The following is a 24204-nucleotide window of genomic DNA, read 5'->3' on the forward strand; positions in this document are numbered from 1 at the left end:
TCTGGCCGGACACCAAAATGGCATCCGGCGAGGCAAAAGGCAAGCCGCTCAGGCGGAGAAAGGTTTGAGATGAACGATCATGCTGCGGCGGACGAGGTGCGCATTCATATCAACCGCGAAGTCTATCATTCGCCCAGTCCGACCACTGGCGACGCACTGTACGAGCTTGGGGATATCCCCAAGAACGAAGCGCTGTACCGCGAAGTCCAGGGCGACGTGGAAGACGAGCGCATCGTGCGCGACGACACGCCCCTCGATCTGGTCGCGGACGCGCATTTTTACAGCAAGCAGGTGTTCGATATCCTGGTCAATGGCGACGACCACGTGATCGATACCAACCACATCAACTACGACCGCGTCGTCAATCTCTACCTCGGCAGCGGCGGCACGGCATCGGCCGAATATCTGGTCAAGTATTCTCACGGGCCGGCCAAAAATCCGAGCGGCACGCTCGTCCAGGGACCCAACGTGGAGGTGAAAGATGGAATGCGATTTCGCGTTGCCGGAACTGGTGAATCGTAATCCTTTTCTGAAGGATTTGGACGAGACGGGGCATCTGATCGACTTTGTCGGCGGATACCTCATCCTGTACGGCTGGCCCTATCTCGATGCGGACGGGCACCTCCAGCATGGAGATTGGCTGAGTTCCGTAAATTTGGCTGATGGCGTGATGGAACCGAAGGACCATCAGGCACTGTGGCGCGGTAGCCGACCATGCGATCTAAGTGGAAAGCCGTTGGCACTTGGCGGCGGCGAGAGTGCCATTGCCATCACCGACGACTATTCGACCAACCAGTCCTTCTCGTGCAAGCTGCTGGGCGATTCTGGTCAGATGCGCGAATACACCTCGTTTGCGGAAAAGATCGAAACCTATCTCGAAAAGATTACGGGACCCGCGCTTGCGGCGTTTCCTGACGCGACGCCGCTTGCCGCCATCGAAGTTAGAGCCGCCGAACAGAAATCCCCGCTCAAATTTCCGGACACGATGTCTGCGCGATATGAGATCAATGATCTGTCGACACGCTTGCGCGGCAAGAGGGTCGCAATCATCGGGCTAGGTGGAACTGGCGCCTATATCCTCGACTTCCTTGCGCGCACGCATCTCGCGACCATTCGGCTCTTCGACGACGACAAGGTGCACGTACATACCATCTTCCGGATGCCGGGCTTCATCCCTCGCGCTATCGGGCAACGCAAGGTCAACGCGCTGGCGACGCAATATAGCCAGTGGCATGGCGCGATCGAGCCGGTGCCGGAACGGGTGACGCACGACAATATCGCGCAATTGAAAGACTTCGACTTCGTCTTTGTATCGGTCGATGATGGCCCGTCGAGGCTTGTGATCGTCGATTGGCTAACTGCCAACAATGTTCCGTTTGTCGATTGCGGTATGGGCCTGACGCGCTCTGCGGTCGGCTTGAGCGCGTTCATTCGCGTAACCGGCACCGATCGTCGGGCATTCGAAGAGAATGTCGGATCGGTAAGATTGCCGATCCAAAACCCGAAGGACGACGAATATCGCAAGCGCCCGCAGATCACCGAGTTGAACGCGCTGAACGCAGCGATGGCTGTCATCCGGTTCAAACAGCACTTCGGTTTGCTCGATTACGAGGGCACTGCAAGCGCGTATATCTTTGACTCGGTGCCGTTCGAAATCGACTGAAAGGCGTGAGCCCGTGAAATATCGATATCAAGCTGTCGAGCGCATTCCCAAAGAGCTGAGCCCGGGCGTCGTCTATCACAGCGAAGAGTTTGAGATCGGAGCGCTGTTATGTGCTTGCGGGTGTGGCCACCGTGTCAGCCTTCTGGTGCCGGATAGCCACGAGATCACGTCCGCAGACGATCTGGCGACAATCCACCCGTCCATTTCGGTCTGCGATGCGCCCTGTAAATCGCATTACTTCATCCGCGGCGGTGAGGTGGAATGGCTTCCAACATTTTCGAGTGCGATGGCGGCCACCACAATGCAGCTGCAAATCGCCCGACACGCGCTGCGCGACAATGAACCTGTCCCTGTTACTTGGCGCGACCGCATCAAGTCCAGGGTTGGCGAGGCGTTCCGCAAGCTCTTGTCGATCTTTGGACGATGATGCTGGCACCTGTCCGACCAGACGCTCCGCCTGGGGAGGTGACGATATACGCAAAATCGAAAAAGGACGAGCAAGCCTAATAATCCGGGAAGGCTGAACCGCTATGACATCTCCCAATTTCGAGCATCTCAAGGCGCATATTCTTCCGTTATCCGTCGCATCAAATTTCGAGGCAGCCCGTCAGGAATGGGAGCTTGTCGCTGTTGAGATCAGCGAGGAGTGGGATAATTGCCCCTGTGGTCAGGACATCAAGGAACATTGCTACATTCGTAACCGTCACAACGGAAACAGCACCTATGTGGGCAACGTCTGCATCAATCGCTTCATCCAGATTAGTACCGGAAATCTGTTCGACGGTCTGAGGCGCATCGCCGAAGATGAGACCGCAAATGCCAACCACGATTTGATCGAGCACGCCTATCGCATGGGCTACCTGTACAGCGAAAAGGAATATCGCTTCCTGATTCAGACTGCTCGAAAGCGCACACTGTCTCAGGCCCAATTGGACTGGAAGCGCAAGATCAACCGCCGAATCCTAGCGCAAACAATCGTGCAGCGCCGGACGAAGCGATGAGCGACGTGAACCCACGGCAGCTATTTCAGATCGCGGAACGAAAGCCGTCGGTCTGCTAACGGCCCGGTTTCGGCATTTCAAATGAGGCAGCGTTGGCTCTTAGACCGTTGCCCGGAGGAACGACGGTAACGAGCGAATCCCTTCGCCCGCTCCAAATTTAAAACAAAAAAATCGTGCGGTTAAGCGGTCCTGATGGATCGCTTTTTATGCAGCGGAACCGCGCCACAACGGCGGCGATGGCATTCCTGGCGCGGGGCTTACCATTCACCGGCTATTCTGTGGCCAGGTCCGCCGCCTGCCGAACTGAGCGAGCGCTGAACCCTGGGCCACCTTAGCGATCCTGTTTGGTGTAGAGATGGTTTTGTTCCTGGCGGGATTGCCATAGAGCGATCCTGTCATGGCCTTACGAACCCCCTTGATCCCGTCGCGACCGTCACTGTCGTTTGCCTTGCTGCTATCTTTGCTCGCCGCAATATGGATTGCCGGCGGCGCTTCACGTGCGGACGTTCCTGGGCAACTGATCGTGCGTGGCGCGGCGTGGCTGGCGCTGGTCGCCGGTGCGCTCGCTGCCGACTGGCCCCGCTGGCGCGATGCGCGGCCCGTTGCACTGCTGCTGGCGGCGTCGATCACGCTGGCTGCACTGCAGCTAGTGCCGCTGCCGCCCGCCCTGTGGCAGGAGCTGCCCGGCCGAGCGCCCTTCGCGGACGCAGCGCTCGGCGGAGCAGGGCAGCCTTGGCGCCCCTGGTCGATTGTTCCCGGCGCAACGGCGAATGCGCTATTTTCATTGGTGGTGCCGTTGACGGTTTTACTGTTGCTGCTCGGCACAAGGCCGGCCGAGCGCGCAATCCTGCCCGGCATTCTGTTGGCTCTGATTGTCGCTTCGATGTTGATTGGCCTGCTGCAGTTCTCGGGTGCCGGCTTCAACAACCCGCTTGTCAACGACACGCGGGGGCAGGTTAGCGGGACTTTCGCGAACCGCAATCATTTCGCCCTTTTCGTGGCGATCGGCTGCGCACTGGCGCCGGTATGGGCATTCCAGGGCGGCCGTCGGCCGGGCTGGCGGGCCCCGATCGCATTCGGGCTGCTTCCGCTTTTTGCGCTGACCATTCTGGCAAGCGGATCACGCGCCGGCATGCTTGTCGGTGTCATTGGCCTGGCGGTGGGGCTGATCATCCCATGGCGCCCGCTGCGAAGGGAACTGGGCCGCTACCCGCGCTGGGTTTTGCCCGCGATGATCGGTGGCTTTGTCGCGATGATCCTGGCGCTGGTGGCGTTGAGCATTGCGGCGGATCGCGCAGTCTCAATCAGCCGGGTGCTGACGATTGAACCCGGCGAGGACATGCGGCGACGTGCGCTGCCGACGGTGCTGGAACTGATTCGAACGTATTTCCCGGCGGGGTCGGGGCTTGGCGCCTTCGATCCGATATTCAGGATACACGAGCCTTTTGCGCTGCTGACGTTCACCTATTTCAACCACGCCCATAACGATTTTCTCGAGATTGTGCTCGACACCGGGTTGCCGGGCCTGCTGCTGCTTTCGGTTTCGCTCGCGTGGTGGTTGTGGGCGAGCGTCAAGGCATGGCAAAAACCGGAGGCTTTGCCGCGATTGGGTTCGGCGCTGCTGCTGCTGGTGCTGGTCGCCAGTCTGTTCGACTATCCGGCGCGCACTCCTATAATCATGACCTGCGTGATTATCGCGGCGTTGTGGCTGAATGGCGAACGGCCGCGAAACGCGGAAGGGCGGGCGCGGCCAGCTTTACCCATTGGGAGGACAGACCTATAGGCCACGGCAACCCTTCCTTCATCTGTGGAAGTTTCAGTTAGATGCGTTACCCTTGCCTTGCCCTGCTGATGGCGACCGCCGCGCTTGCGGGATGCGCCGGCCGACAAGCTCTGCAATCCACCGAGCGCCTTACCGTCGTGAAAGACAGCACGACGCTGCCCGGGCCTAACCGGCTCGATCTCACCGCGCCGGATCGGCCCTCGTTGATCGGGCCGCTAGATACGATCCAGGTCGATGTGTTCAACGTTCCCGATCTGAGCCGCGAAGTGCAGGTCGACGCCAGTGGCCGGGTTTCCATGCCGCTGGCCGGGACAATCGACGCGCGCGGCAAGACTTCGGCCGAACTCGCGGAGGCCATCGAGGCGGCGCTGCGCGGTCGCTACGTGCGCAATCCGGAAGTGACGGTGAACATCAAGAGCTCGGTGAGCCAGGTGGTGACGGTCGACGGGCAGGTGGTGGAACCGGGGCTGTATCCCGTGACCAACCAGATGACATTGATGCGGGCTATCGCCTCGGCCAAGGGCCTGTCGGAATATGCGCGGCAGGACGATGTCGTGATCCTGCGCACCGTGGATGGACGAAAAATGGCAGGTCTCTACAATGTCGGCGCTATCCGGCGGGGGGGATATGACGATCCGCCGATCTATGCGAACGACGTGATCGTTGTCGGGGATTCGCCGCAGCGTCGCCTGTTCCGCGACTTTGTCTCGCTTTCGCCTATTCTTGCCGCGCCGCTGATCGCGATCGTGAACTAGGAAGGGGCAACCGACATGAACTTGGTCACTTCCAATTTGCTGGGCGCCGGCCCGGCCACCGGGCCGATAGTCGCCCAGACGGGTATCGGCACGCACGATCGCATCCCGCTGATCCGTCAGTATCTGCGCGTCGCGCTGCGCTGGCGCTATGTAATTCTTGGCGCGGTGGCCGGTTGTGTTCTGCTAGGCCTAATCGCTACCCTGCTGATGACGCCGAAATATACCGCCACGGCGACAATCGAGATTTCGCGCGAATCAGACAAGGTCACCAATTTCCAGGGGGTCGACCGCGAAGCAAGCGTCGCCGATCAGGAATTCTATCAGACGCAATATGGCCTGTTGAAATCGCGCTCGCTTTCGGAACGGGTGGCGACGCAGTTGCGGCTCGTCGACGATCCCAAGTTCTTCCAGATGTTCGGCATTCCGGATAAGAATCCGGCATTTCAGCTCGTTAACGGGCGTTATCCGTCCATGGGCAGGCAGGAGCGCCAGCGCGTGGCTGGCGAGACGCTGCTGAAATATCTGGGTGTCAGCCCGACGAGACTGTCGCGGCTGGTCGATGTCACCTTCACCAGCCCCGATCCCGATTTCTCCGCCAAGGTCACCAATGCCTGGGCCGACAATTTCATCCAGACCAATCTGGAGCGCAAGACCCAGGCAACATCCTATGGCCGCAACCTGCTGCAGCGGCAGCTTGGGCAGCTGAAAGACAAGCTGGACGAATCCCTCCGCCAACTCGTCAGTTACGCGTCGGCGGAGAAGATCATCAACCTGCCGGCCCAGTCGGGAGATGGCAAAACAACGGGCGAACGCTCGATCGTCGCGGATGATCTCGCCTCGCTCAACGCGGCGCTTTCGCAGTCGACGGCCGATCGCATTCAGGCGGAGGCGCGCTACGAACAGGCGGGACGTGCCGGCGCCTCAACAGAGGCGCTGCGCAATATCGCCATTAACGGGCTGCGGCAGAAGCGCGCGGAGCTGTCTGCTGAATATCAGCGGATGATGATGCAGTTCGAGCCGGAATATCCCGCCGCGAAGGCGATCCAGTCGCAGATCGACCAGCTTGACCGCTCGATTGCGCGCGAGGAAAGCCGTGTTTCAGGGTCGCTGCAGGCTGATTATCGCGAGGCGCAGGAGCGCGAAAGATCGCTGCAGGCCAAGGTCGACCAACTCAAGGGCAGCTATCTCGATCTGCGCCGGCGCAGCATTCAATATAATATCTATCAGCAAGAGGTAGATACGAACCGCGCGCTTTATGACGGTCTGCTTCAGCGCTACAAGGAAATCGGCGTTGCCGGCGGTGTTGGCGTCAACAATATCTCTGTCGTCGATCCGGCCGATACGCCGCAAAAACCGTCCAGTCCGCGTCTGCTGATCAACCTTGCCATCTCGCTGTTCGCTGGGTTGGGCATTGGCGCACTCGCAGCCTTCGCGCTGGAACAGATGGACGAAGCGATCGCCGATCCGGCGGAAGTGGAGCGGCGGCTCGGCCTGGCGCTGCTCGGTTCGGTACCGAAGGTGGAGGGGGCCACTCCGAAGGAGGCGCTGCTCGATCGCAAGTCCGATCTGTTCGATGCCTATCTCGCGGTTCAGACCAACCTCGCCTTCACTACCGAACACGGCGTGCCGCGTTCCTTAGCGGTCACGTCGACACGGCCGGCGGAGGGCAAGTCGACTACCTCGCTCGCGCTTGCCACCACGCTGGCGCGTGCGCAGCGCAAGGTAATCCTGGTCGATGGCGACATGCGTTCGCCCTCGGTCCATCACCTTGGCGGGGTTAGCCATGAACGTGGGCTCAGCAACTTCCTCTCGGGTGACGACAACATCGCCTCGCTGACCTTCGCCATGACCGATCTGGGCTTCACCGCCATGTCGGCCGGGCCGATCCCTCCCAATGCGGCAGAGCTGCTGACCGGCAATCGCCTTGCGGTGCTGATCGAGCGGCTGCTGGAAACCTACGATCATGTCGTGATCGATTCTCCGCCGGTAATGGGGCTGGCCGACGCGCCGCTGATTGCCTCGCGGGTGGAGGGCGTGATCTACGCCGTGGAATCGCACGGTATCCGCTCCAGTCTGGTCAAGACCGCGCTGGGCAGGCTCGTCAGCGCCAACGCACATATCATCGGCGGCGTGCTCACCAAGTTCGAGGCGCGCAAGGCGCATTACGGCTATGGCTATGAATATGGCTACGGCTACGGCCGTGACGGCAAGGTCGACAAGGCGGCGCGCGGGGGATGAGTCGACGACGCCGTATCCTGCCACGACGAGGAGCCAGCGAATGGGGCATTCGCATCGCGCTGGCGATGGTTATGGCGACGGTGGGAACCTGGTCGGTGATGCAGTCGCTGGCATATTCGGAACGCGGCGCCGCCCCTGAACTGGCGCACCAGCTCGCGCCCGGCGACGGGCGGATCACGGCGCTCCTGTCGGAGAAACTGTCCGGCCCGGAGGCCACGCCCGCCGAGCGCGCCAAGGCTGACCAGCTGGCCCGCCTCGCCTTGCGGCAGGATCCCACCGCCGTGCCCGCTGCGGCTACGCTCGGGATCGATGCTCAGCTTCGCGGCGATACCGCCGGCGCGCGGCGCATTTTCGCTTATGCACAGATGCTCTCCCGGCGCGACCTGCGTACCCGCCTCTGGGCGATCGAGGATGCGGTGGGGCGTGGCGACGTGGCGGGGGCGCTGAGGCAATATGACATCACGCTCCGCACCTCCACATATGGTTCGGATCTGCTATTCCCGGTGTTGTCCTCCGCGATAGCCGATCCGGCGATCCGCGATGCGCTTGTCGGCACGCTCGCCGCGCAGCCGGTCTGGGCGCAGGCATTCATCGATTATGCCGCCAGTCATGCGCCCGATCCGCGCAGCGCCGGCGGACTTTTCGCCAGGCTGCGGCGCATCGGGGTGCCGATCTCCGGCAACGCCAGCGCGGTGCTGCTCAACGCGCTGCTGAGCGCCGGTTTTCGCGACGAGGCCTGGAGCTATTACGCGTCGATTCGCCCCGGGGCAGACCGGCGCATGTCGCGTGATCCGCGCTTCGTCGCCGCGCTCGACACGCCCTCCCCCTTGGACTGGGTGCCGATCGCCGATGGCGGCATTTCCGCCTCGATCCAGAGGGAAGGCAGGAATGGTATCTTCGATTTCTCCGCGCCGGCAAGCGTCGGCGGGCCAGTCTTGCGGCAGATGCAGCTGTTGCCGGCCGGTGATTATGTGCTTGGGGGCCATAGCCTGAACATCGATCCGCCGGGCGGTTCGCGACCGTATTGGACACTGACTTGCCAGGACGGGCGCGAGCTTGGGCGCGTCGCCTTTCCCAAGTCGGCCCAGGCCGGCGGCAATTTCGCTGGACGGTTCACCGTTCCCGCAGGATGCGTAACGCAATATCTATCGCTGGTCGTCCAACCATCCGATGCAGTGGGCGGGGTGAGCGGGCAGGTTGACCGGGTGCAGCTGGCCCCGGCGCATTGATCGGCAGCGAGGGAACGACGATGCTACAGCGCTTGGCCAATTCGATTGCCGTGATATCGCTGGTGGTTGCGCTCCCGGCGATGGCGCAGGACGTGTCCGGCGGGCGCGTAGCGAGCTCCACGGTCGGCGACGCGGGCCTGCGTCGGACAAAGGAAGTTGGCGTGGCCGGTATCAAGCCGATGGCACGGATCGACAATCGCATCCAGAACCGCATCCAATCGCGTATTCGCAATCGCATCGACCGGAACTACGATCCACAGGCCAACGCGACTTCCCCATTCAAGGTCGCCGGCGATCAGGCGCGCTCCGCCGGAAAGCCCCAAGGCCGGTAACTCACGCGGTTGGTCGCGACTCGCGTGTCGATCACTGCTGATGCGACCCAAGTCAATGGTGGGCGGTGACGGGCTCGAACCGCCGACCCTCTCGGTGTAAACGAGATGCTCTACCAACTGAGCTAACCGCCCTCGCCGCAGCCGATGGCAGACCCGGTCGCAGATCGCAAGCCTTAGCCGTCAGGCCAGCGGCAAGCCCATTGCTCGGGCGGCGCCAACATAGGAGCGCATCCCATCGAGCGCTGACTTGGTCAGGCCCATGAACGCGCGTCGCCGGTCGAACGGGTCGGGGCGCCGCTCAAGACTACCTGCGTCACTCATCCGCGTAATCCAGCGCAACGCGGTCGTGGGTGGCACGGCGGCGGCGATGCACAAGCTGGAGACCGATACGTCCGCCCGCTCCAGATGCGCAGCGAACAGATCGAGCATCATGTCCCACGCCGGATCCTCGAATAGCCCCTTCCCGAATTGCCTGTCACGCAGCCGGCGCGCGCGGATGAGCTGGCGGATCTCGCCTGCATCGATCGCGATCGGCTCATCTTCTCGCGCGGCATAAACCGGGCGCGCGTCGGCAACGGAAGAGGGCTCCCCGGGATGCGCGGCCTGCGGCCTGCTGAGCCGTGCGAGCACATCCGCTATCCGTGCGACCTCCTCGTTGAGCCGCGCTAGCCGTGTCGCTTCGTTCTCTGCGATATGATCGCGCAGCTGCGCGCCGTTCACCGCCCGCCATACCGAAATGGCCATCGCCCAATCCGCTAGGGTCGGGTCACAGAGAAGATCGACCCGCCGCCCGATCAGGCCGGCACCGGCGATATCGATCTGCGCGGGAGAAATACCCGCCACAATCGCCAAATTACGCCCGGTCGCGATGCCGTCGAGCCGATAAAGCGTGGACGCAAGGCGCTGGTCGTCCACGTCGCGCGCATCGAGGAGGAGCAACGGTTCGGCGGCGGTTTCCTCGAACTGATCGAGCGCGCCTTCCCAATCTACGCTGGCGAGAACTCGCCCGCCGGCCACGCGCACGGCATCTCGCAGCGGCTGATCGCGGGAAAGGCCTGGCCCGGCGACGATGAGCGCGTCGAACCGCGCGACAGCTTCGTACGGCTCCGTCATATCGTGAAACATCCCGGTTCTCCGATCTGCGGCAATCCGTTGAAATTATGCAAAGAACCGAAATGGCGCAGCCGATACATCTCCATTACGGAGTAGAATCGACAATTTTCGCCCGGACTACGTCCGAAATGGAGGAATCTGCAGAAACTCAGTCGAGTGACTTTACGATTTCCTCGACCATCTTCTTCGCATCGGCCAGCAGCATCATCGTGTTGTCCATGTAGAAAACGTCGTTGTCGACACCGGCATAGCCGACACCGCCCATCGACCGTTTAACAAACAGCACCGTTTTGGCCTTCTCCACATCAAGTACCGGCATTCCATAAATCGGGGAGGTCTTGTCGGTCTTCGCCGCCGGGTTGGTCACGTCATTGGCTCCGATCACGAAGGCTACGTCGGTTTGCGCGAACTCGGAATTGATGTCCTCCAGTTCGAACACCTCGTCATAAGGCACGTTCGCCTCGGCGAGCAGCACGTTCATATGCCCCGGCATTCGCCCCGCGACCGGGTGAATCGCATATTTCACGCGGACGCCGTGCTCCTTGAGCTTGTCGCCCATCTCGCGCAGCGCGTGCTGCGCCTGCGCTACCGCCATGCCATAGCCGGGAACGATGATGACCTGTTCGGCCTGGCTCATCAGGAACGCGGCGTCCTCCGCCGACCCGCGCTTCCACGGGCGATCGATCTTTGCCGCATCGCCGCTGCTCGCAGCTTCGGCGCCAAAGCCGCCAGCGATCACGCTGATGAAGCTCCGGTTCATCGCGCGACACATGATGTAGCTGAGAATCGCGCCCGACGAGCCGACCAGTGCGCCGGTGATAATCATCGCCGTATTATGAAGGGTGAAGCCCATCGCCGCCGCCGCCCAGCCGGAGTAGCTGTTGAGCATCGACACCACTACCGGCATGTCCGCGCCGCCGATCGGGATGATGAGCAGGAAGCCGATGACAAAGCTCAGCACCGTCACTGTCCAGAATACCCACGGCGACTGATCCTGTGTGAAATAGGCGATCAGGACGAGAATGCCGACGAGCACGCCGAGATTGAGCACGTGACGCGCGGGCAGCATGATCGGCGCGCCGCCCATATTGCCGTTCAATTTAGCAAAGGCGATGACCGAGCCGGAGAAGGTGATCGCGCCGATCGCGACGCCGAGACCCATCTCGATCCGGCTGACCGTAAGAATCTGCCCCGCCGCATCGACGATGCCGAACGCCGCCGGGTTGAGATAGGCGGCGCAGGCGACCAGCACCGCCGCCATGCCGACGAGGCTGTGAAAGGCCGCGACGAGCTGCGGCATCGCCGTCATCGCGATCCGGCGCGCGGTCGTGATGCCGATCGCGGCGCCAATGCCGATGGCCAGGAGGATTTCGCCGAAGGCAACCGGATCAAGCCGGCTGAACACCGCCCAGTAATCGATCTCGGGCGTCTGCCCGACGACCAGCACCTCGATCGTCGGCGCGTGGGTGAGGAGCGTCGTTACCACCGCGATGGCCATGCCGATCATGCCGAAGCGGTTGCCGCGTTGGCTGGAAACCGGGCTCGACAGCCCGCGCAATGCGAGAACGAAGCACACGCCGGCAATCAGATAGGCCAATGCCGCCCAGGGATTTACCGCGACGTGTTCCATTCCATTCCCCCAAAACGTCGCCCCGAACGCCGGGGTTAGATTACGTCATCACGCCGGACGATCCCGGCCTTCGCCGGGGTGATGCAAGCGTCAGTGCTTGGCGGCCGCCGGCCGGTCCTTCTTCTTGTACATCGCCAGCATCCGCGCGGTGACGGCAAAGCCGCCGAAGATATTGACGCTCGCCAGCGTCACCGCGATCAGCCCGAGCCATTTCGAACTGGCGCTGCCGGTCGCCGCCGAAGCGATCAGCGCACCCACGATGATGACCGAGGAGATCGCGTTCGTCACCGCCATCAGCGGCGTGTGCAGCGCAGGCGTGACCGACCACACCACATAATAGCCGACGAAACATGCCAGCACGAAGATCGACAGGATCGCGATGAAATCCACGGGATTAACTCCTCACCTTGCGCTCGGCCCTGGCGACGATGTCCGCCGCACACTTCGCGACCTGCGCGTTGCGGCACGTGCCGCTCATCGAGGCGATCCGCCGCGAAGACAGGTTGCTGCCCGGCTCGACCAGGTCGACCATATAGTCGAAGCGGTCACCCTTTTCGGCGACGTCACCGAGGATGACGAGCGAGAGCCCTGGCTTGTCATCCCCGCCAGCCGCGCGCAGCCGCTTGGCATTGCCCAGGCTGGCGATCAGCGCGTCGGACAGCTTTTGCGTCAGCACGCCCTCGCCGGTTGCGCGAACGTCCACCGGCCGCCGATCGGCCGCCGCCGGCGCAGCAACGGCAAGCAGAAGCGCGAGGATCATCCGAGCAACCTCGCATTGACCACCTTGCCGTCCCTGGTCAGCCGCACCGCATCACCGATTTCCTCATCGAGGATCGGGCGGCCCTGCTCCTTATCCCAGAAGGCGGAGAGGAAATTGTAGAGGTTTCGGGCGAACAGCGCGGATGCGTCCGCCGCGAGGCGCGACGGCACGTTGCGATGCCCGACGATTTTAACGCCATGCCGCTCCACGACCTGGCCGGCCACCGCCCCCTCGACATTGCCGCCCTGCTCCACCGCGAGATCGACGATCACGCTGCCCGGCTTCATCGTCGCGATCTGCGCGTCCGAAATCAGGCGCGGCGCGGCGCGGCCGGGGATCAGCGCGGTGGTGATGACGATATCCTGCTTGGCGATGTGCGCCGATACCAGCTCGGCCTGCGCCTTCTGATATTCGGGCGACATCTCGGTGGCATATCCCCCCGATCCCTCGCCTTCGATACCGGCGACATTCTCGACGAAGATCGGCTTTGCTCCGAGCGACTGAATCTGCTCCTTCGTCGCGGACCGCACGTCAGTGGCGGAAACCTGCGCACCCAGCCGGCGCGCGGTGGCGATCGCCTGAAGCCCCGCCACGCCGACGCCCATGACGAATGCCTTCGCGGCGGTGATCGTGCCCGCCGCCGTCATCATCATCGGAAAGGCGCGCCCGTATTCGGCGGCCGCGTCAAGCACCGCCTTGTAGCCGGCCAGGTTCGACTGGGACGAGAGGATGTCCATCGATTGCGCGCGCGTGATGCGCGGCATGAATTCCATCGCCAGCGCCTCTATCCCGGCCGCCGCATAGGCATCGACCCGCGCGCGTTCGCCGAACGGGTTCAGTCCGGCGGCGAGCCATGCGCCCTGCTTCACTCCTGTGATGCTCGCCGGATCGGGGCCTTGCACGCCCAGCAGGATATCCGCGCCGGAAACCACGCCTGCCCGGTCAGCCAGCGTCGCGCCAGCGTCTATATATCCCTGGTCGCCGAAGTCCGCAGCCGCGCCGGCTGCGTGCTCGACCGAGACTTCCGCGCCAAGCGCGATAAATTTCCTGACCGTTTCGGGCGTGGCGGCGACGCGCCTTTCGCCATCCACGGTTTCTTTGAGGACGGCGATCTTCATGCCGGTCAGCGGTAGATAAGCCAGATCACCAGCGCGGCGATCAACGCCACGCCGACCGAGCCCCATTTCAGCAGTTCGATGACGCTGTTATAGGTCGCGATGTGCGCCTTGATTTCTGACTTTTCGGCCATGGCGTCCTCTCGCTCCCCTGATTCGTCTCGCTCCTTATCGACGCTTGCCTCGCGCCTCAAGCCCGACCGGTTGCTGCGACGGTGCGTAGCGCGGACACACAACCGTCGCTCGATTCCGTTCCGAAGCACCGGGCCGGGTGCTTAAGCCGCCTTTTACCCATCCTGTCCTATCAGCCGAATCCGTCCCCGCCGTATCGGAATGGATCAATGGAATGACGCGTAACGGCCAACGGCTGCTGATGCTGATTGACGACGAGCCCGGCCAGCGCCGCCTGGTGGCGACTCTCGCCGCGCGTGGCGGCTGGCGCACGATATTCGCGGACGATGCGGAGATGGCACTCGCGACGCTCGGCACCCAGGATGGCATGCAGCTCGACGCGATCGTGCTCGATCAGCGCGGCACCGACGATTCCGCCGGCATCCTGATCGGCGAGATTCGCGCGCGCCGCCCCGCGCTGCCGGTGCTGGTGACCGCTACCGACGGTTCCGTTTCACACGCTGTGGAGGCGATGCGCGCCGGGGCGACCGATTTTCTCGTCAAGCCGCTCGCGCCGGAGCGGCTGCTTACGGCATTGGAGGCCGCGGTCGCCGGCACCGACGCCGGTGAGTTGCGGCCGCTGACGGAGAAGATCCCGGCAATGCTCGGCTTCGACGAAATCGTCGGCTCCGCGCCCGATTTCCGCGCCGCGCTCGCGATCGCCGCCAAGGCGGCACGTGCACGCGTCGCCGTGCTGATCGAGGGCGAGAGCGGCGTCGGCAAGGAAGTGGTCGCCGAAGCCGTGCACGCCGCATCGCCGCGCGGGCGCAAACCGATGATAACGGTCGATTGCGGCGCGATGTCGGCCAATCTCATCGAAAGCGAACTGTTCGGGCACGAGCAGGGTGCCTTCACCGGCGCGTTCGATCGCAAGGTCGGCAAGTTCATCGATGCCGACGGCGGCACGATCTTTCTCGACGAGATCGGCGAGTTGCCGATGGAGGCCCAGGTAAAGCTGCTGCGTGTGCTCCAGACCGGGGAAGTGCAGCCGATCGGCGCGCGCCACGCGCGCGAGGTGGACGTGCGCGTGATCGCGGCGACGAACCGGAAGTTGAGCGAAGAGGTGGAGGCAGGGCGGTTCCGCGAGGATCTCTTCTTCCGTCTCAGTGCCGTGCAGGTGACGATCCCGCCGCTGCGCGAGCGGACCGGCGATATCCCCGCGCTCGCGCGGCATCTGCTGGCGCGGATCGCGCGCCAGCCGGGGCTGCGCCAGCTTGGCATCACCGATGATGCGCTCTCGCTGCTGGTCGAATATGACTGGCCGGCCAATGTCCGCCAGCTTCAGAACGCGCTCTTCCGCGCCGCGGTGGTCTGTGAAGGCGATGCGCTGACGCGCGGCGATTTCCCGCAGATAGCGGCGCTTGCGGGCCGGCGGGATGCCGTGCCGGCCGCACAGCGGATGGCGACTTCCGGCGGCGTCACATTGTTTCGCGCTGACGGACACATGCGCGCGCTGGAAGAAATCGAGGCGGACGTGATCCGGCTCGCGATCGGCCACTATCGCGGGCGCATGACAGAGGTGGCGCGCCGCCTGGGGATCGGGCGCTCGACCCTGTACCGCAAACTGGTGGAACTCGGGATCGACAACGCGGCGTAGCATTGCCGATGCGCGGCCTGTTCAAGCGATGCTGTCGATCCAGCGCGGGAGATCGCCAAGCCGCTGCAACGTGGTGAAGCGGGCGCGGTCGTCCGGCGGCGCGGCCGCTTCGTGCGCCCATCCGCCCGCCTGCGGGATGAACGCCGCCCATGCCCCGGCCGCAAGCGCCGGCAATACATCGGAGCGCATCGAATCGCCCGCCATGACGCAGCGTTCGGGCCGCGCATCATGCCGCGCGAACAGGCGGCGAAACGTATCCGGCGTCTTGTCGCTGACAATCTCGATCGCGGAGAAGCGGCTGCCAAGCCCGGAGGCGGCTAGCTTCATTTCCTGGTGCAGAAGATCGCCCTTGGTCACCAGCACCAGCCGCCCGCGCGCCGCCAACCGCTCCAGCGTCTCCTCGATCCCGTCGAACAGTTCGACCGGGTGGGCGAGCAGTGCGCGCCCCGCCGCCAGAATCTCGCGCACCGCCGCGATCGGCAGCGCCTCGCCGCCAAGCTCGAGCGCAACCTCGATCATCGAAAGCGTAAAACTCTTCGCGCCATAACCATAGAGTTCAAGGTTGCGCCGCTCCACCGCCGCCATCGTCTCGCGCGCGATCCCGGCGTCAGCGAACGGGGCGAGCATGGCCATCAGCGCTTCTTCAGCCGCGGCGAAGAAGCGCATGTTGTGCCAGAGCGTATCGTCCGCATCCAGGCAGATCAGATCGACGGTCATCAGCGTTACCAGAGGATACCGCGCTCGGGCGCAAGGGGCGCCGGCGCCTCATCTCCCAGTGACTGGAGCAGGTCGATCTCTATCGTGCGACACATGGCGGAAAGCGGCACGTCGTGCACCGTATTCGAGAACGGATCGACCAGATCGTCGCCGATCCTGAGCACGGCGAGGAACATCAGACCGGCCACGGTTGATCCCAGCGGCGTTGCGAAACCGAGCGATTCGACCAGCCCGATCGGCAGCAGGACGCAGAATACATGCGCGAACAATGTCGGCATGAAGCGATACTGGGTCGGCAGCGGCGTGTTCTTCAGTCGCTCCATTCCGCCCTGCGCATTGGCGATATCCACCAACGTCGCCTCCAGCCGCGATTGCAGGATCGTGTCGATCCAGCCACGCCGCCGGGCGTCGTCAATCCGCCGCCCGGTGCCGTCGAGCAGCCCGTTGGCGATATTCACGCGCGCCAGCGCCGGCTCCGCCTCTCCCTTCGACAGAAAGCGCAATACTTCGCCATCGACCGGCTGGCGACGAAGCTGGCAGCGCAGCGCGTTGACATAGGCCAGCTGGCGCAAGACGATCGTCCGTCGCAAATCATGCGCCTCGGGAAAGTTCAGGAAATTTCGCGCCTGGCGCGAAAGGCTGCGCGAGGCGTTTATCATCGCGCCCCACAATACGCGCCCCTCCCACCAGCGTTGGTAGGCGGAGTTGCTGCGAAACCCCAGGAACAGCGCGAGCGCCGAGCCGAACAGGGTGAGCGGCAGCGACGGGGCGCGAAACGGCAGCACGAAATAGACAATGGTTACGGCTACGTCCCACACGAACAATATGGCGAGCGGGCGCCATACTTCGTGGAGGAGCCGGCTGAAGCGGGGGGCGGGTGAAACGATCATCGCGCGCAGCAACGCTCGTGCGCGAATAACGATGCGTCAGCCGACGAGCGCACGATCCCGCAGCCCGCGCCAGACGCGCAGCGCCTGTACCGTTTCCGCCACATCATGAACGCGCAGAATCTGCACACCCGCATCCGCACCTTTCACCGCCAGCGCGACCGAGCCGCCCAGGCGCTCGCCCACCGGCGCCTCGTTAGATAGCGCGCCGATCATCCGCTTGCGACTCACCCCGAGCATGATCGGGCATCCAAGCCCATGGAAAAGCGCAAGATTGTTGATGAGCGCGAGATTGTCTGCGAGCGATTTTCCGAAGCCTATGCCGGGATCGACGATGATGCGGGCGCGATCGATCCCGGCTGTCACTGCCGCCTCGATCCGCGCGTCGAGCCACTCGAACACCTCGCCCACGACATCGGCATATCCCACGCCGCCATGCGGCCCCGCCTTCGGATCGGGCGAGTGCATCAGGATCACCGGGCAGCCGGCCCGCGCGACCACGTCGGAAGATCGCTCGTCCCAGAGCAGGGCGGACACATCGTTGACGATCCGCGCGCCGGCGGCGAGCGCCGCCTCCATCACCGGCGCCTTGCGCGTATCAATCGAAACGAGCCCGCCCGCCGCCGCCAGTTGCGCGGCCACCGGCGCAACCCGCTTCGCCTCGTCGCCTTCCCAGACAAGCGGCGCGCCGGGACGAGTCGATTCGCCGCCAAGATCGATCAGCGCCGCACCGGCGGCGAGCATGTCGGTCCCCGCAGCCGCCGCGCCGACCGGATCGTCGGCATGCGCGCCGCCGTCGGAGAAACTGTCCGGCGTGACGTTCAGGATGCCTGCAACGACCGGCTGGTCGAACCGAAGCGTCCGTTCGCCCAGCGTCAGCGGCGGCCGAGACGCAATGATCCGCTCGTGCAGCAGGTGCGCGCGCGCGCCCAGGCCCGCGATTTCCGACAGCGGCACGATCCGCCGTGCAGCGCCTTCGCGCACCTCATAGGCAGCGAACCACAGCATGCCTCCCGCGAGCCGCGCGACGCTGCCTTCCGGCAAGCCGACAGGCGTGTCGACGAAATGGACCGGGCGGAGATGCAGGCCGGACAAGGTGGCTCAGATCTGTGTCGCCAGCAGATAGGTCTGCCGGACGGCATCGATCGGCTTCAGCACGCCTTGGTCCTCATAATGCCAGAAGGTCCAGCCGTTGCACGCCGGCGCGCCCTGCAATGTCGCGCCGAGCTTGTGGATCGATCCGATCGCCCCGCAGTCGCTCGCCAAACTGCCATCGGCGCGCACCGTGGCGCGGAAACGGCGCTTCGCGTCGGTGATGACGCTGCCCGCCGGCAGCAGGCCGTTCTCCACCACCACGCCGAACGCCACCTTGGGCTGCTGCTTGGGCGATTGCATCGTCGACAGTGCCGATTCGTCGAGCGGCAGCGCATCGGTGATGCGCTCGATCGCCGCCGCGCAATAGGCCGCTTCGCGCTCGATCCCGATCCAGCGCCGCCCGAGTCGCTTAGCCACCGCGCCGGTCGTGCCGGTGCCGAAGAACGGATCGAGCACCACGTCGCCCGGCTTCGTGCAGGCGAGCAACAGGCGATAGAGCAACGCCTCCGGCTTCTGCGTCGGGTGAACCTTCTGCCCGTCCTTCTTCTTTAGCCGCTCCCCGCCGCCGCAGATCGGAAACTCCCAGTCGGACCGCATCTGAAGCTCGTCGTTGAGCGTCTTCATGCTGCGATAGTTGAAGGTATATTTCGCCTTCTCGCCCTTCGACGCCCAGATCAGCGTTTCATGCGCGTTGGTGAATCGCGTGCCGCGGAAATTGGGCATCGGATTGGATTTGCGCCAGATGATGTCGTTGAGGATCCAGTATCCCAGATCCTGCACCGCCGTGCCGACGCGAAAGATATTGTGGTAGCTGCCGATCACCCAGATCGTGCCGTCATCCTTGAGGATGCGGTGTGCCTCCGCCAGCCAGGCGCGGGTGAACGCGTCATAGGCCGCGAAGGTATCGAACTTGTCCCAATCGTCGGTGACGGCATCGACATGGCTGCCGTCGGGGCGGAAAAGCTCGCCGCCGAGTTGCAGGTTATAGGGGGGATCGGCGAAGATCATGTCCACCGATCCGGCCGGCAGCGATTTCATCGTCGCGATGCAATCCCCCATGAGGATCTGGTCGAGCGGCAGGACCGCCGCCTCGTCGGCGCGCCCGCGCTTCGCCCGGACCTTCTCGATAACCCCCATGCGTGCCCCCTTCGTGAAGCGCCAGAAGCGCGAAGCAGGTGGAATCCGTCAAGCAATCATTGGTTAACGGCATGGTTGACGAGGCGGGTTGATAAGTCGTTAACGAAGCGGAACATTTCGTGCCCGCTCGTAGATGTTGAGTCCCGCCCCGCGCGCTTGACTCAATATGTCGCGGTGTGACGCGAAAGACTCACAGCGCCAGAACCGCCTGCGCGACCGGCGAAAAACTTCGGCGATGCAGCGGCGACGGCCCGAACTCGCGCAATCCGCGCAAGTGCGCGGCGCTGCCATAGCCCTTGTTCGAGGCCCAGCCGTAATGCGGATATGATTCGTGATGGCGAATCATGATTGCGTCGCGCGTGTGCTTCGCGACGATCGACGCGGCGGCGATCGACACCGACAACGCATCGCCGCCCACCAGCGCCGTCGAAGCATAATCCCATCGCGGCAGACGATTGCCATCGACGAGAACATGGCCCGGCACATGGCCGATCAACGCCGTCACCTGATCCACCGCAAGCGTCATCGCCTTCATCGTCGCCCAGTGGATATTGAGCGTATCGATCTCTTGCGGCTCGATCACGCCGATGCCGACGATCGCGCAGTCGGTGATCCGCGCGAACAGCGCCGCCCGCGCGATGGCCGAGAGCTTCTTCGAATCGTCGATTCCCCGCGGCACCCCCTTCGCCGGCAGCACCACGGCGGCGGCGACCACTGGCCCAGCGAGTGGACCGCGCCCCGCCTCGTCCACCCCCGCAACAGGAGGCAGGCAAAGCCGCTCATGCTTCAATCCGGGCATGGCAGGCGCCATGGCGGGAAGCGGCGATTCTCGCCAGCGGTGTAGAGGCAGAGCGCGTTGCCGGCGGGATCGGCAAGCCGCGCCTCGCGCCAGCCCCACGGCTGATCGATCGGGTCGGTGACCGTAATTCCGTGCGCACGCGCCGCGCCAACCGCGGCGCCAAGGTCCGCGACTTCCAGGAAAACGATCGGGCAGCCATCGATTTCGGCAGCCGCCTCGATCGACAAGGTGGCGCCACCCGCGCTCTCGAATCGGGCATAGCGGCCCGCGCTGTCGACGATCGGCTTCAGCCCGAGCGCGCGATAGAATGCGAGGCTCGCCTCATGATCCTTTGCGGGCAGCGTGATCTGATTGGGTGTCGCGCCGCCCACATCCAGGTCGAGACGCACCTTGTGGTGCCCCATCGGCCCATGACCCCCGCCGAACCCCGGCGCCTCGCGCAGCGCGATGCGCACGAAAATCCGCGCGCGGGCAATCGCATCGTGCAGCGGCAACCCCCGCCCCAGCCCCTCGGCGATCGCGCTGGAAAGCGTGCAGCCGGTGCCGTGGGTGTGCTGTGTGTCGATGCGCGGGGCAGACCAGCGCGCGACCTCGCCGCCCGGCCCGATCAGCCGGTCGGAAATCTCCTCGCCCTCGCCATGCCCGCCCTTGACCAGCACATGCGTTTGCAGCCTGCGGGCATAGGCGAGCGCCGCGGCGACGGGATCGGCGGCGTCGTCGCCAGTCAGCGCCGCCAATTCGGGCAGATTGGGCGTGACGACCGTGGCAAGCCTCGCCAGCCGCTCCATCGCCGCGATCGTGCGATCATCCGCGAGCACCGCGCCGCTCGTCGCCACCATCACCGGATCGAACACGATCGGCACCCGGCACCGCGCGGACGATAGCTCGTCGGCCACGGCCTCCACCGTATCCGGGCCACCGATCATGCCGATCTTGATCGCGTCCACCCCGATATCGTCGACCACGCACGCCATCTGCTGCACGACGAACGCGGGCGGCACCGCGTGGACAGCATGCACCCCACGCGTATTCTGCGCCGTGAGCGCCGTCAGCGCCGTCATCGGATGGCCGCCGAGCATCGTCACCGTGCGGATGTCCGCCTGGATTCCCGCCCCGCCCCCCGAATCCGAACCGGCGACGATCAGCACGCGCGACGTCACCGCGCTCAACCCTTGAAGTGGCGCTGCGTGGCGGCGGGATGCTTGCGCAGCGCAGCGCCGACCCGGGCGGGGCGATCGAGCAGCTCGCCGCCGCAATTGGGGCAGCGCTCGTCCAGCCGGTCGGCGCAATCGGCGCAGAAAGTGCATTCGAACGAGCAGATGAAGGCACCGCCCTCGTCAGCAGGCAAATCGACGCCGCAGCGTTCGCAATCGGGGCGCATCTCGAGCATGATGCGGTCATAGTGCGGCGAGCAGAGGGGATACAAGCATGCGGACGTTCATGTGGATGCTGGCGCTGGCGACGGCGTCCGGCGCGCAGGCGGAGACGCGCTATGTCCACGCCGGCCGTCTGATCGATACCGAACATGGCCGGGTACTGACCGATCAGCGCATCGACATCACCGACGGGCGCGTCACCGCGGTCGGCCCCTGGACTGCCCCCCCGCCTGGCGCGGCGGTGACCGACTGGTCCGCGCTGACCGTGCTGCCCGGGCTGATCGATTGCCATACGCACATCGCGGACGGCTATGCCGACAGCGGCGATCCGGCCGAGGCGCTCCACCATTCCGCCGCCGCCACCGTGCTGAAAGGCGCGCGACGGGCGCGCGAGACGCTGGAGGCGGGGTTCACCACGGTGCGCGATGTGGGCGTGTTCCGCGGCCTTTCAGACGTGGCGCTGCGCGACGCGATCGAGGCGGGCGACGTGATCGGCCCGCGCATGGTGGTGGCGGGCGCCTATCTCACGATTCCGAACGGCGGCGGCGCGGTGACGGGTGCTGCGCCCGATGTGCCGGTGCCGGACGAGATGCGGCTCGGCTATGTCCGCTCCGCCGACGACGCGCGCAACGCCACGGATCTGCTGCTCGGGCGCGGGGCGGATTTCATCAAGATGATCGCGACCGGCGCGGTGCTGGCGGTAGGCTCCACGCCCGGCGCGCTCGAACTGACGCCCGAGGAGATGAAGGCCGCCTGCGACGCGGCGAAGCGGCGCGGCAGCTATTGCATCGCCCACGCGCATGGCGCCGAGGGCGTAAAGGCCGCGATCCGCGCCGGCGCGCGATCGATCGAACACGCCAGCCTGATCGACGACGAGGGGCTGCGCATGGCGCGGGACATGGGCGTATGGCTCGACATGGACATCTATGACGGCGACTGGATCGACGCGCAGGGCACGAAGAATGGCTGGCCCGCCGAATATCTCCGGAAGAACCGCGAGACGACCGAGGCGCAGCGCCAGGCGTTCGCCAAGGCGGTGAAGCTGGGCGTGAAGCTGTCGTTCGGCACCGACGCCGGCGTCTATCCGCACGGCCTCAACGCCCGGCAATTCTCCTATATGGTCCGCTACGGGATGACACCCATGCAGGCGATCCAGTCCGCGACCGTCGTGTCGGCGGCGCTGCTGGGGAAAAGCGCGGATGTCGGCGCGCTGTCAGCGGGGCATCACGCCGATATGGTGGCGGTGTCCGGCGATCCGCTGGGCGACGTGCGGGTACTCGAAAAGGTGGCGCACGTGATGAAAGGGGGAGAAGTGATCCGATAGCGGACCGGCGTCGCTCCGTTTCAGCACATATCGATGATCGAGCACGTGCCCGCCGGTCGACGGGTTTGCGCGACTATGCGACAATTTCGTTCGAGCCCCGCCTTACGCCCTGCCTCGTTGCGCGCTCATGCCACGGCCTTCACCGCCTCGCACACCCGGTCCACCACCGCTTCGACATGCGCGCGGTCTTCACCCTCGGCCATGACGCGGATCACCGGCTCGGTGCCGGAGGCGCGGATGACGAGGCGGCCACGGCCGTCCAGCTCGGCTTCGGCGGCCGCGATCGCTTCCTTTACCGAGGCCACCTCCAGCGGCTTTGCCCCGCGTTCGAAGCGGACGTTCTTCAACAGTTGCGGCAAGGGATCGAAGCGGTGGAGCACCTCGCTCGCGGGCGCGCCCGCCCGCTGCACCTCGGCGAGGATCTGGAGCGCGGCGACCAGCCCGTCGCCGGTGGTGCCATGGTCAGACAGGATGATATGGCCGGATTGCTCGCCGCCGACATTGTAGCCGCGCGCGCGCATCGCCTCCAGCACATAGCGGTCGCCGACCCCGGTTCGCACCAGCCCCAGCCCCTGCGCGGCGAGGTGGCGCTCAAGTCCCAGGTTCGACATGATCGTCGCGACCAGACCACCGCCTGCCAGCTGCCCGCGCCGGGCGTAGCTGGTCGCGATCGTCGCCATGAGCTGATCCCCGTCCACGACCGCGCCGGTTTCGTCCACCACGATCAGCCGGTCCGCATCGCCATCCAGCGCGATGCCGATCGCGGCGCCGCTGGCGACCACCGTTTCGGACAAGGTCTGCGGCGCGGTCGATCCCACCCCGTCGTTGATGTTGCGACCGTTGGGCGACACGCCGATCGGCACGATCTCCGCGCCAAGCTCCCACAGCGCGGCGGGCGCGACCTGATAGGCGGCGCCATTGGCACAATCGATCACCACCTTCATCCCGTCCAGCCGCAGGTCGTTGGGGAAGGTCGATTTGGCGAAATGGATGTACCGACCCTGCGCATCGTCGATCCGCCGCGCGCGGCCGATCTGCGCGGCTGGCGCCAGCGATACCGCGTCGCCATCCACGCCGTCGATCAGCGCCTCGATCTCCTTTTCCGCCTCGTCCGACAGCTTGTAGCCGTCGGGGCCGAACAGTTTGATGCCATTGTCGGCGAAGGGATTGTGGCTGGCGGAGATCATCACGCCCAGATCGGCGCGCATCGATTGTGTCAGCATCGCAACCGCAGGGGTGGGCATCGGCCCTGTCATCACCACGTCCATGCCGACGCTGGTGAAACCTGCAACCAGCGCGGATTCGAGCATATAGCCGGAAAGCCGCGTGTCCTTGCCGATCAGCACGCGGTGACGATGGTCGCCGCGCTGGAAGTAGGTGCCGGCCGCCATTCCCACCTTCATCGCCATCGCCGCTGTCATCGGCGAGATATTGGTGAGGCCACGAATTCCGTCGGTGCCGAAATATTTTCTTGCCATCGCC

General features: G+C 64.5%; 25 protein-coding genes and 1 tRNA gene. 11 read left to right on the forward strand and 15 right to left on the reverse strand.

The window, feature by feature from the left end; translation table 11 throughout:
• Positions 1-69: 69 nt before the first annotated feature.
• The 9 genes from FFS35_RS02435 (at position 70) to FFS35_RS02475 (ending at position 9001) form a co-directional block, all read left to right on the forward strand.
• The gene (locus tag FFS35_RS02435) at positions 70-522 is read left to right on the forward strand and encodes a hypothetical protein (protein WP_137785499.1); all 453 of its coding nucleotides are present in this window, start codon (positions 70-72) and stop codon (positions 520-522) included.
• The gene (locus tag FFS35_RS02440; protein WP_137785500.1) at positions 482-1663 is read left to right on the forward strand and encodes a ThiF family adenylyltransferase; all 1182 of its coding nucleotides are present in this window, start codon (positions 482-484) and stop codon (positions 1661-1663) included. Before FFS35_RS02435 ends, FFS35_RS02440 begins: the two co-directional genes overlap by 41 nt.
• A 13-nt stretch (positions 1664-1676) precedes the next feature.
• Positions 1677-2090, forward strand: a complete 414-nt coding sequence (locus FFS35_RS02445; RefSeq protein WP_137785501.1) for a DUF6527 family protein — start codon at positions 1677-1679, stop codon at positions 2088-2090.
• A 103-nt stretch (positions 2091-2193) separates the two neighbouring features.
• The gene (locus tag FFS35_RS02450) at positions 2194-2664 is read left to right on the forward strand and encodes a hypothetical protein (RefSeq protein ID WP_137785502.1); all 471 of its coding nucleotides are present in this window, start codon (positions 2194-2196) and stop codon (positions 2662-2664) included.
• A 415-nt stretch (positions 2665-3079) separates the two neighbouring features.
• Entirely contained in the window at positions 3080-4447 is a 1368-nt protein-coding gene (locus FFS35_RS02455; protein ID WP_171007478.1) for an O-antigen ligase family protein, read from the forward strand.
• Between the two features lie 41 nt (positions 4448-4488).
• Complete coding sequence (locus tag FFS35_RS02460) at positions 4489-5202, forward strand: polysaccharide biosynthesis/export family protein (protein WP_137785504.1); 714 nt, start codon at positions 4489-4491, stop codon at positions 5200-5202.
• 15 nt (positions 5203-5217) lie between these two features.
• Positions 5218-7440, forward strand: coding sequence for a polysaccharide biosynthesis tyrosine autokinase (locus FFS35_RS02465; protein WP_137785505.1), 2223 nt, complete (start codon positions 5218-5220; stop codon positions 7438-7440).
• Positions 7437-8669 carry a hypothetical protein gene (locus FFS35_RS02470; protein WP_137785506.1) on the forward strand — a complete coding sequence of 411 codons (1233 nt, stop codon included), beginning with the start codon at positions 7437-7439 and terminating at the stop codon, positions 8667-8669. Before FFS35_RS02465 ends, FFS35_RS02470 begins: the two co-directional genes overlap by 4 nt.
• A 20-nt stretch (positions 8670-8689) precedes the next feature.
• Positions 8690-9001 carry a hypothetical protein gene (locus FFS35_RS02475; RefSeq protein WP_137785507.1) on the forward strand — a complete coding sequence of 104 codons (312 nt, stop codon included), beginning with the start codon at positions 8690-8692 and terminating at the stop codon, positions 8999-9001.
• Between the two features lie 56 nt (positions 9002-9057).
• On the opposite strand, the gene FFS35_RS02480 is transcribed toward FFS35_RS02475, so the two are convergent.
• The 7 genes from FFS35_RS02480 to FFS35_RS02510 form a co-directional block, all read right to left on the reverse strand.
• A tRNA-Val gene (locus FFS35_RS02480) sits at positions 9058-9133 on the reverse strand.
• 48 nt (positions 9134-9181) lie between these two features.
• Entirely contained in the window at positions 9182-10114 is a 933-nt protein-coding gene (locus FFS35_RS02485) for a hypothetical protein (RefSeq protein WP_137785508.1), read from the reverse strand.
• A 148-nt stretch (positions 10115-10262) separates the two neighbouring features.
• Positions 10263-11744 carry an NAD(P)(+) transhydrogenase (Re/Si-specific) subunit beta gene (locus FFS35_RS02490; protein WP_137785509.1) on the reverse strand — a complete coding sequence of 494 codons (1482 nt, stop codon included), beginning with the start codon at positions 11742-11744 and terminating at the stop codon, positions 10263-10265.
• Positions 11745-11834: 90 nt separating this feature from the next.
• A complete protein-coding gene (locus FFS35_RS02495) occupies positions 11835-12134 on the reverse strand; it encodes an NAD(P) transhydrogenase subunit alpha (RefSeq protein WP_137785510.1) in 300 nt (99 codons plus the stop codon).
• 4 nt (positions 12135-12138) lie between these two features.
• Positions 12139-12504, reverse strand: coding sequence for a hypothetical protein (locus FFS35_RS02500; RefSeq protein ID WP_137785511.1), 366 nt, complete (start codon positions 12502-12504; stop codon positions 12139-12141).
• Entirely contained in the window at positions 12501-13622 is a 1122-nt protein-coding gene (locus FFS35_RS02505; RefSeq protein WP_137785512.1) for an NAD(P) transhydrogenase subunit alpha, read from the reverse strand. Before FFS35_RS02505 ends, FFS35_RS02500 begins: the two co-directional genes overlap by 4 nt.
• 5 nt (positions 13623-13627) lie before the next feature.
• On the reverse strand, positions 13628-13753 hold the full coding sequence (locus FFS35_RS02510) for an aa3-type cytochrome c oxidase subunit IV (protein WP_137785513.1): 126 nt from the start codon (positions 13751-13753) through the stop codon (positions 13628-13630).
• A 212-nt stretch (positions 13754-13965) separates the two neighbouring features.
• On the opposite strand from FFS35_RS02510, the gene FFS35_RS02515 reads away from it, so the two are divergent.
• Positions 13966-15387 carry a sigma-54 dependent transcriptional regulator gene (locus tag FFS35_RS02515; RefSeq protein ID WP_137785514.1) on the forward strand — a complete coding sequence of 474 codons (1422 nt, stop codon included), beginning with the start codon at positions 13966-13968 and terminating at the stop codon, positions 15385-15387.
• A gap of 21 nt (positions 15388-15408) precedes the next feature.
• On the opposite strand, the gene FFS35_RS02520 is transcribed toward FFS35_RS02515, so the two are convergent.
• The 7 genes from FFS35_RS02520 to FFS35_RS02550 all read right to left on the reverse strand — a co-directional run bounded on the left by FFS35_RS02520 (position 15409) and on the right by FFS35_RS02550 (position 21412).
• A complete protein-coding gene (locus FFS35_RS02520) occupies positions 15409-16104 on the reverse strand; it encodes an HAD family hydrolase (protein WP_137785515.1) in 696 nt (231 codons plus the stop codon).
• Positions 16105-16109: 5 nt separating this feature from the next.
• Positions 16110-16994: a bestrophin family ion channel gene (locus tag FFS35_RS02525; RefSeq protein ID WP_137785516.1), complete on the reverse strand. Its 885-nt coding sequence runs from the start codon at positions 16992-16994 to the stop codon at positions 16110-16112.
• A 36-nt stretch (positions 16995-17030) separates the two neighbouring features.
• Positions 17031-18077, reverse strand: a complete 1047-nt coding sequence (gene folP / locus FFS35_RS02530; protein ID WP_249341411.1) for a dihydropteroate synthase — start codon at positions 18075-18077, stop codon at positions 17031-17033.
• A gap of 15 nt (positions 18078-18092) precedes the next feature.
• Entirely contained in the window at positions 18093-19223 is a 1131-nt protein-coding gene (locus tag FFS35_RS02535; RefSeq protein ID WP_137785517.1) for a site-specific DNA-methyltransferase, read from the reverse strand.
• Positions 19224-19413: 190 nt separating this feature from the next.
• On the reverse strand, positions 19414-20022 hold the full coding sequence (locus FFS35_RS02540; RefSeq protein ID WP_137785518.1) for a ribonuclease HII: 609 nt from the start codon (positions 20020-20022) through the stop codon (positions 19414-19416).
• Positions 20010-21182, reverse strand: a complete 1173-nt coding sequence (gene thiD / locus FFS35_RS02545) for a bifunctional hydroxymethylpyrimidine kinase/phosphomethylpyrimidine kinase (RefSeq protein ID WP_137785519.1) — start codon at positions 21180-21182, stop codon at positions 20010-20012. Before thiD ends, FFS35_RS02540 begins: the two co-directional genes overlap by 13 nt.
• A 5-nt stretch (positions 21183-21187) precedes the next feature.
• Positions 21188-21412, reverse strand: a complete 225-nt coding sequence (locus tag FFS35_RS02550; RefSeq protein ID WP_137785520.1) for a DUF1272 domain-containing protein — start codon at positions 21410-21412, stop codon at positions 21188-21190.
• Between the two features lie 38 nt (positions 21413-21450).
• On the opposite strand from FFS35_RS02550, the gene FFS35_RS02555 reads away from it, so the two are divergent.
• Positions 21451-22722 (forward strand): amidohydrolase family protein, encoded by a 1272-nt coding sequence (locus FFS35_RS02555; RefSeq protein ID WP_137785521.1) that lies wholly within the window; start codon positions 21451-21453, stop codon positions 22720-22722.
• 125 nt (positions 22723-22847) lie between these two features.
• On the opposite strand, the gene glmM is transcribed toward FFS35_RS02555, so the two are convergent.
• On the reverse strand, positions 22848-24200 hold the full coding sequence (glmM, locus tag FFS35_RS02560) for a phosphoglucosamine mutase (protein WP_137785522.1): 1353 nt from the start codon (positions 24198-24200) through the stop codon (positions 22848-22850).
• Positions 24201-24204: the final 4 nt, after the last annotated feature.

The sequence above is a fragment of the Sphingomonas sp. 3P27F8 genome (assembly GCF_005502745.1).
Taxonomy (GTDB): Bacteria; Pseudomonadota; Alphaproteobacteria; order Sphingomonadales; family Sphingomonadaceae; genus Sphingomonas.

What these genes read in the sequence shown, in the direction of transcription:
- FFS35_RS02470 (WP_137785506.1), top strand. Translation starts at nt 7,437, where the DNA reads ATGAGTCGACGACGCCGTATCCTGCCACGACGAGGAGCCAGCGAATGG.
- FFS35_RS02440 (WP_137785500.1), top strand. Translation starts at nt 482, where the DNA reads ATGGAATGCGATTTCGCGTTGCCGGAACTGGTGAATCGTAATCCTTTT.
- FFS35_RS02555 (WP_137785521.1), top strand. Translation starts at nt 21,451, where the DNA reads ATGCGGACGTTCATGTGGATGCTGGCGCTGGCGACGGCGTCCGGCGCG.
- FFS35_RS02505 (WP_137785512.1), bottom strand. Translation starts at nt 13,622, where the DNA reads ATGAAGATCGCCGTCCTCAAAGAAACCGTGGATGGCGAAAGGCGCGTC.
- FFS35_RS02525 (WP_137785516.1), bottom strand. Translation starts at nt 16,994, where the DNA reads ATGATCGTTTCACCCGCCCCCCGCTTCAGCCGGCTCCTCCACGAAGTA.
- FFS35_RS02450 (WP_137785502.1), top strand. Translation starts at nt 2,194, where the DNA reads ATGACATCTCCCAATTTCGAGCATCTCAAGGCGCATATTCTTCCGTTA.
- FFS35_RS02435 (WP_137785499.1), top strand. Translation starts at nt 70, where the DNA reads ATGAACGATCATGCTGCGGCGGACGAGGTGCGCATTCATATCAACCGC.
- FFS35_RS02475 (WP_137785507.1), top strand. Translation starts at nt 8,690, where the DNA reads ATGCTACAGCGCTTGGCCAATTCGATTGCCGTGATATCGCTGGTGGTT.
- FFS35_RS02540 (WP_137785518.1), bottom strand. Translation starts at nt 20,022, where the DNA reads ATGCCCGGATTGAAGCATGAGCGGCTTTGCCTGCCTCCTGTTGCGGGG.
- FFS35_RS02535 (WP_137785517.1), bottom strand. Translation starts at nt 19,223, where the DNA reads ATGGGGGTTATCGAGAAGGTCCGGGCGAAGCGCGGGCGCGCCGACGAG.
- FFS35_RS02510 (WP_137785513.1), bottom strand. Translation starts at nt 13,753, where the DNA reads ATGGCCGAAAAGTCAGAAATCAAGGCGCACATCGCGACCTATAACAGC.
- FFS35_RS02490 (WP_137785509.1), bottom strand. Translation starts at nt 11,744, where the DNA reads ATGGAACACGTCGCGGTAAATCCCTGGGCGGCATTGGCCTATCTGATT.
- FFS35_RS02515 (WP_137785514.1), top strand. Translation starts at nt 13,966, where the DNA reads ATGACGCGTAACGGCCAACGGCTGCTGATGCTGATTGACGACGAGCCC.
- FFS35_RS02550 (WP_137785520.1), bottom strand. Translation starts at nt 21,412, where the DNA reads ATGCTCGAGATGCGCCCCGATTGCGAACGCTGCGGCGTCGATTTGCCT.
- FFS35_RS02460 (WP_137785504.1), top strand. Translation starts at nt 4,489, where the DNA reads ATGCGTTACCCTTGCCTTGCCCTGCTGATGGCGACCGCCGCGCTTGCG.
- FFS35_RS02520 (WP_137785515.1), bottom strand. Translation starts at nt 16,104, where the DNA reads ATGACCGTCGATCTGATCTGCCTGGATGCGGACGATACGCTCTGGCAC.
- FFS35_RS02485 (WP_137785508.1), bottom strand. Translation starts at nt 10,114, where the DNA reads ATGACGGAGCCGTACGAAGCTGTCGCGCGGTTCGACGCGCTCATCGTC.
- FFS35_RS02465 (WP_137785505.1), top strand. Translation starts at nt 5,218, where the DNA reads ATGAACTTGGTCACTTCCAATTTGCTGGGCGCCGGCCCGGCCACCGGG.
- FFS35_RS02500 (WP_137785511.1), bottom strand. Translation starts at nt 12,504, where the DNA reads ATGATCCTCGCGCTTCTGCTTGCCGTTGCTGCGCCGGCGGCGGCCGAT.
- glmM (WP_137785522.1), bottom strand. Translation starts at nt 24,200, where the DNA reads ATGGCAAGAAAATATTTCGGCACCGACGGAATTCGTGGCCTCACCAAT.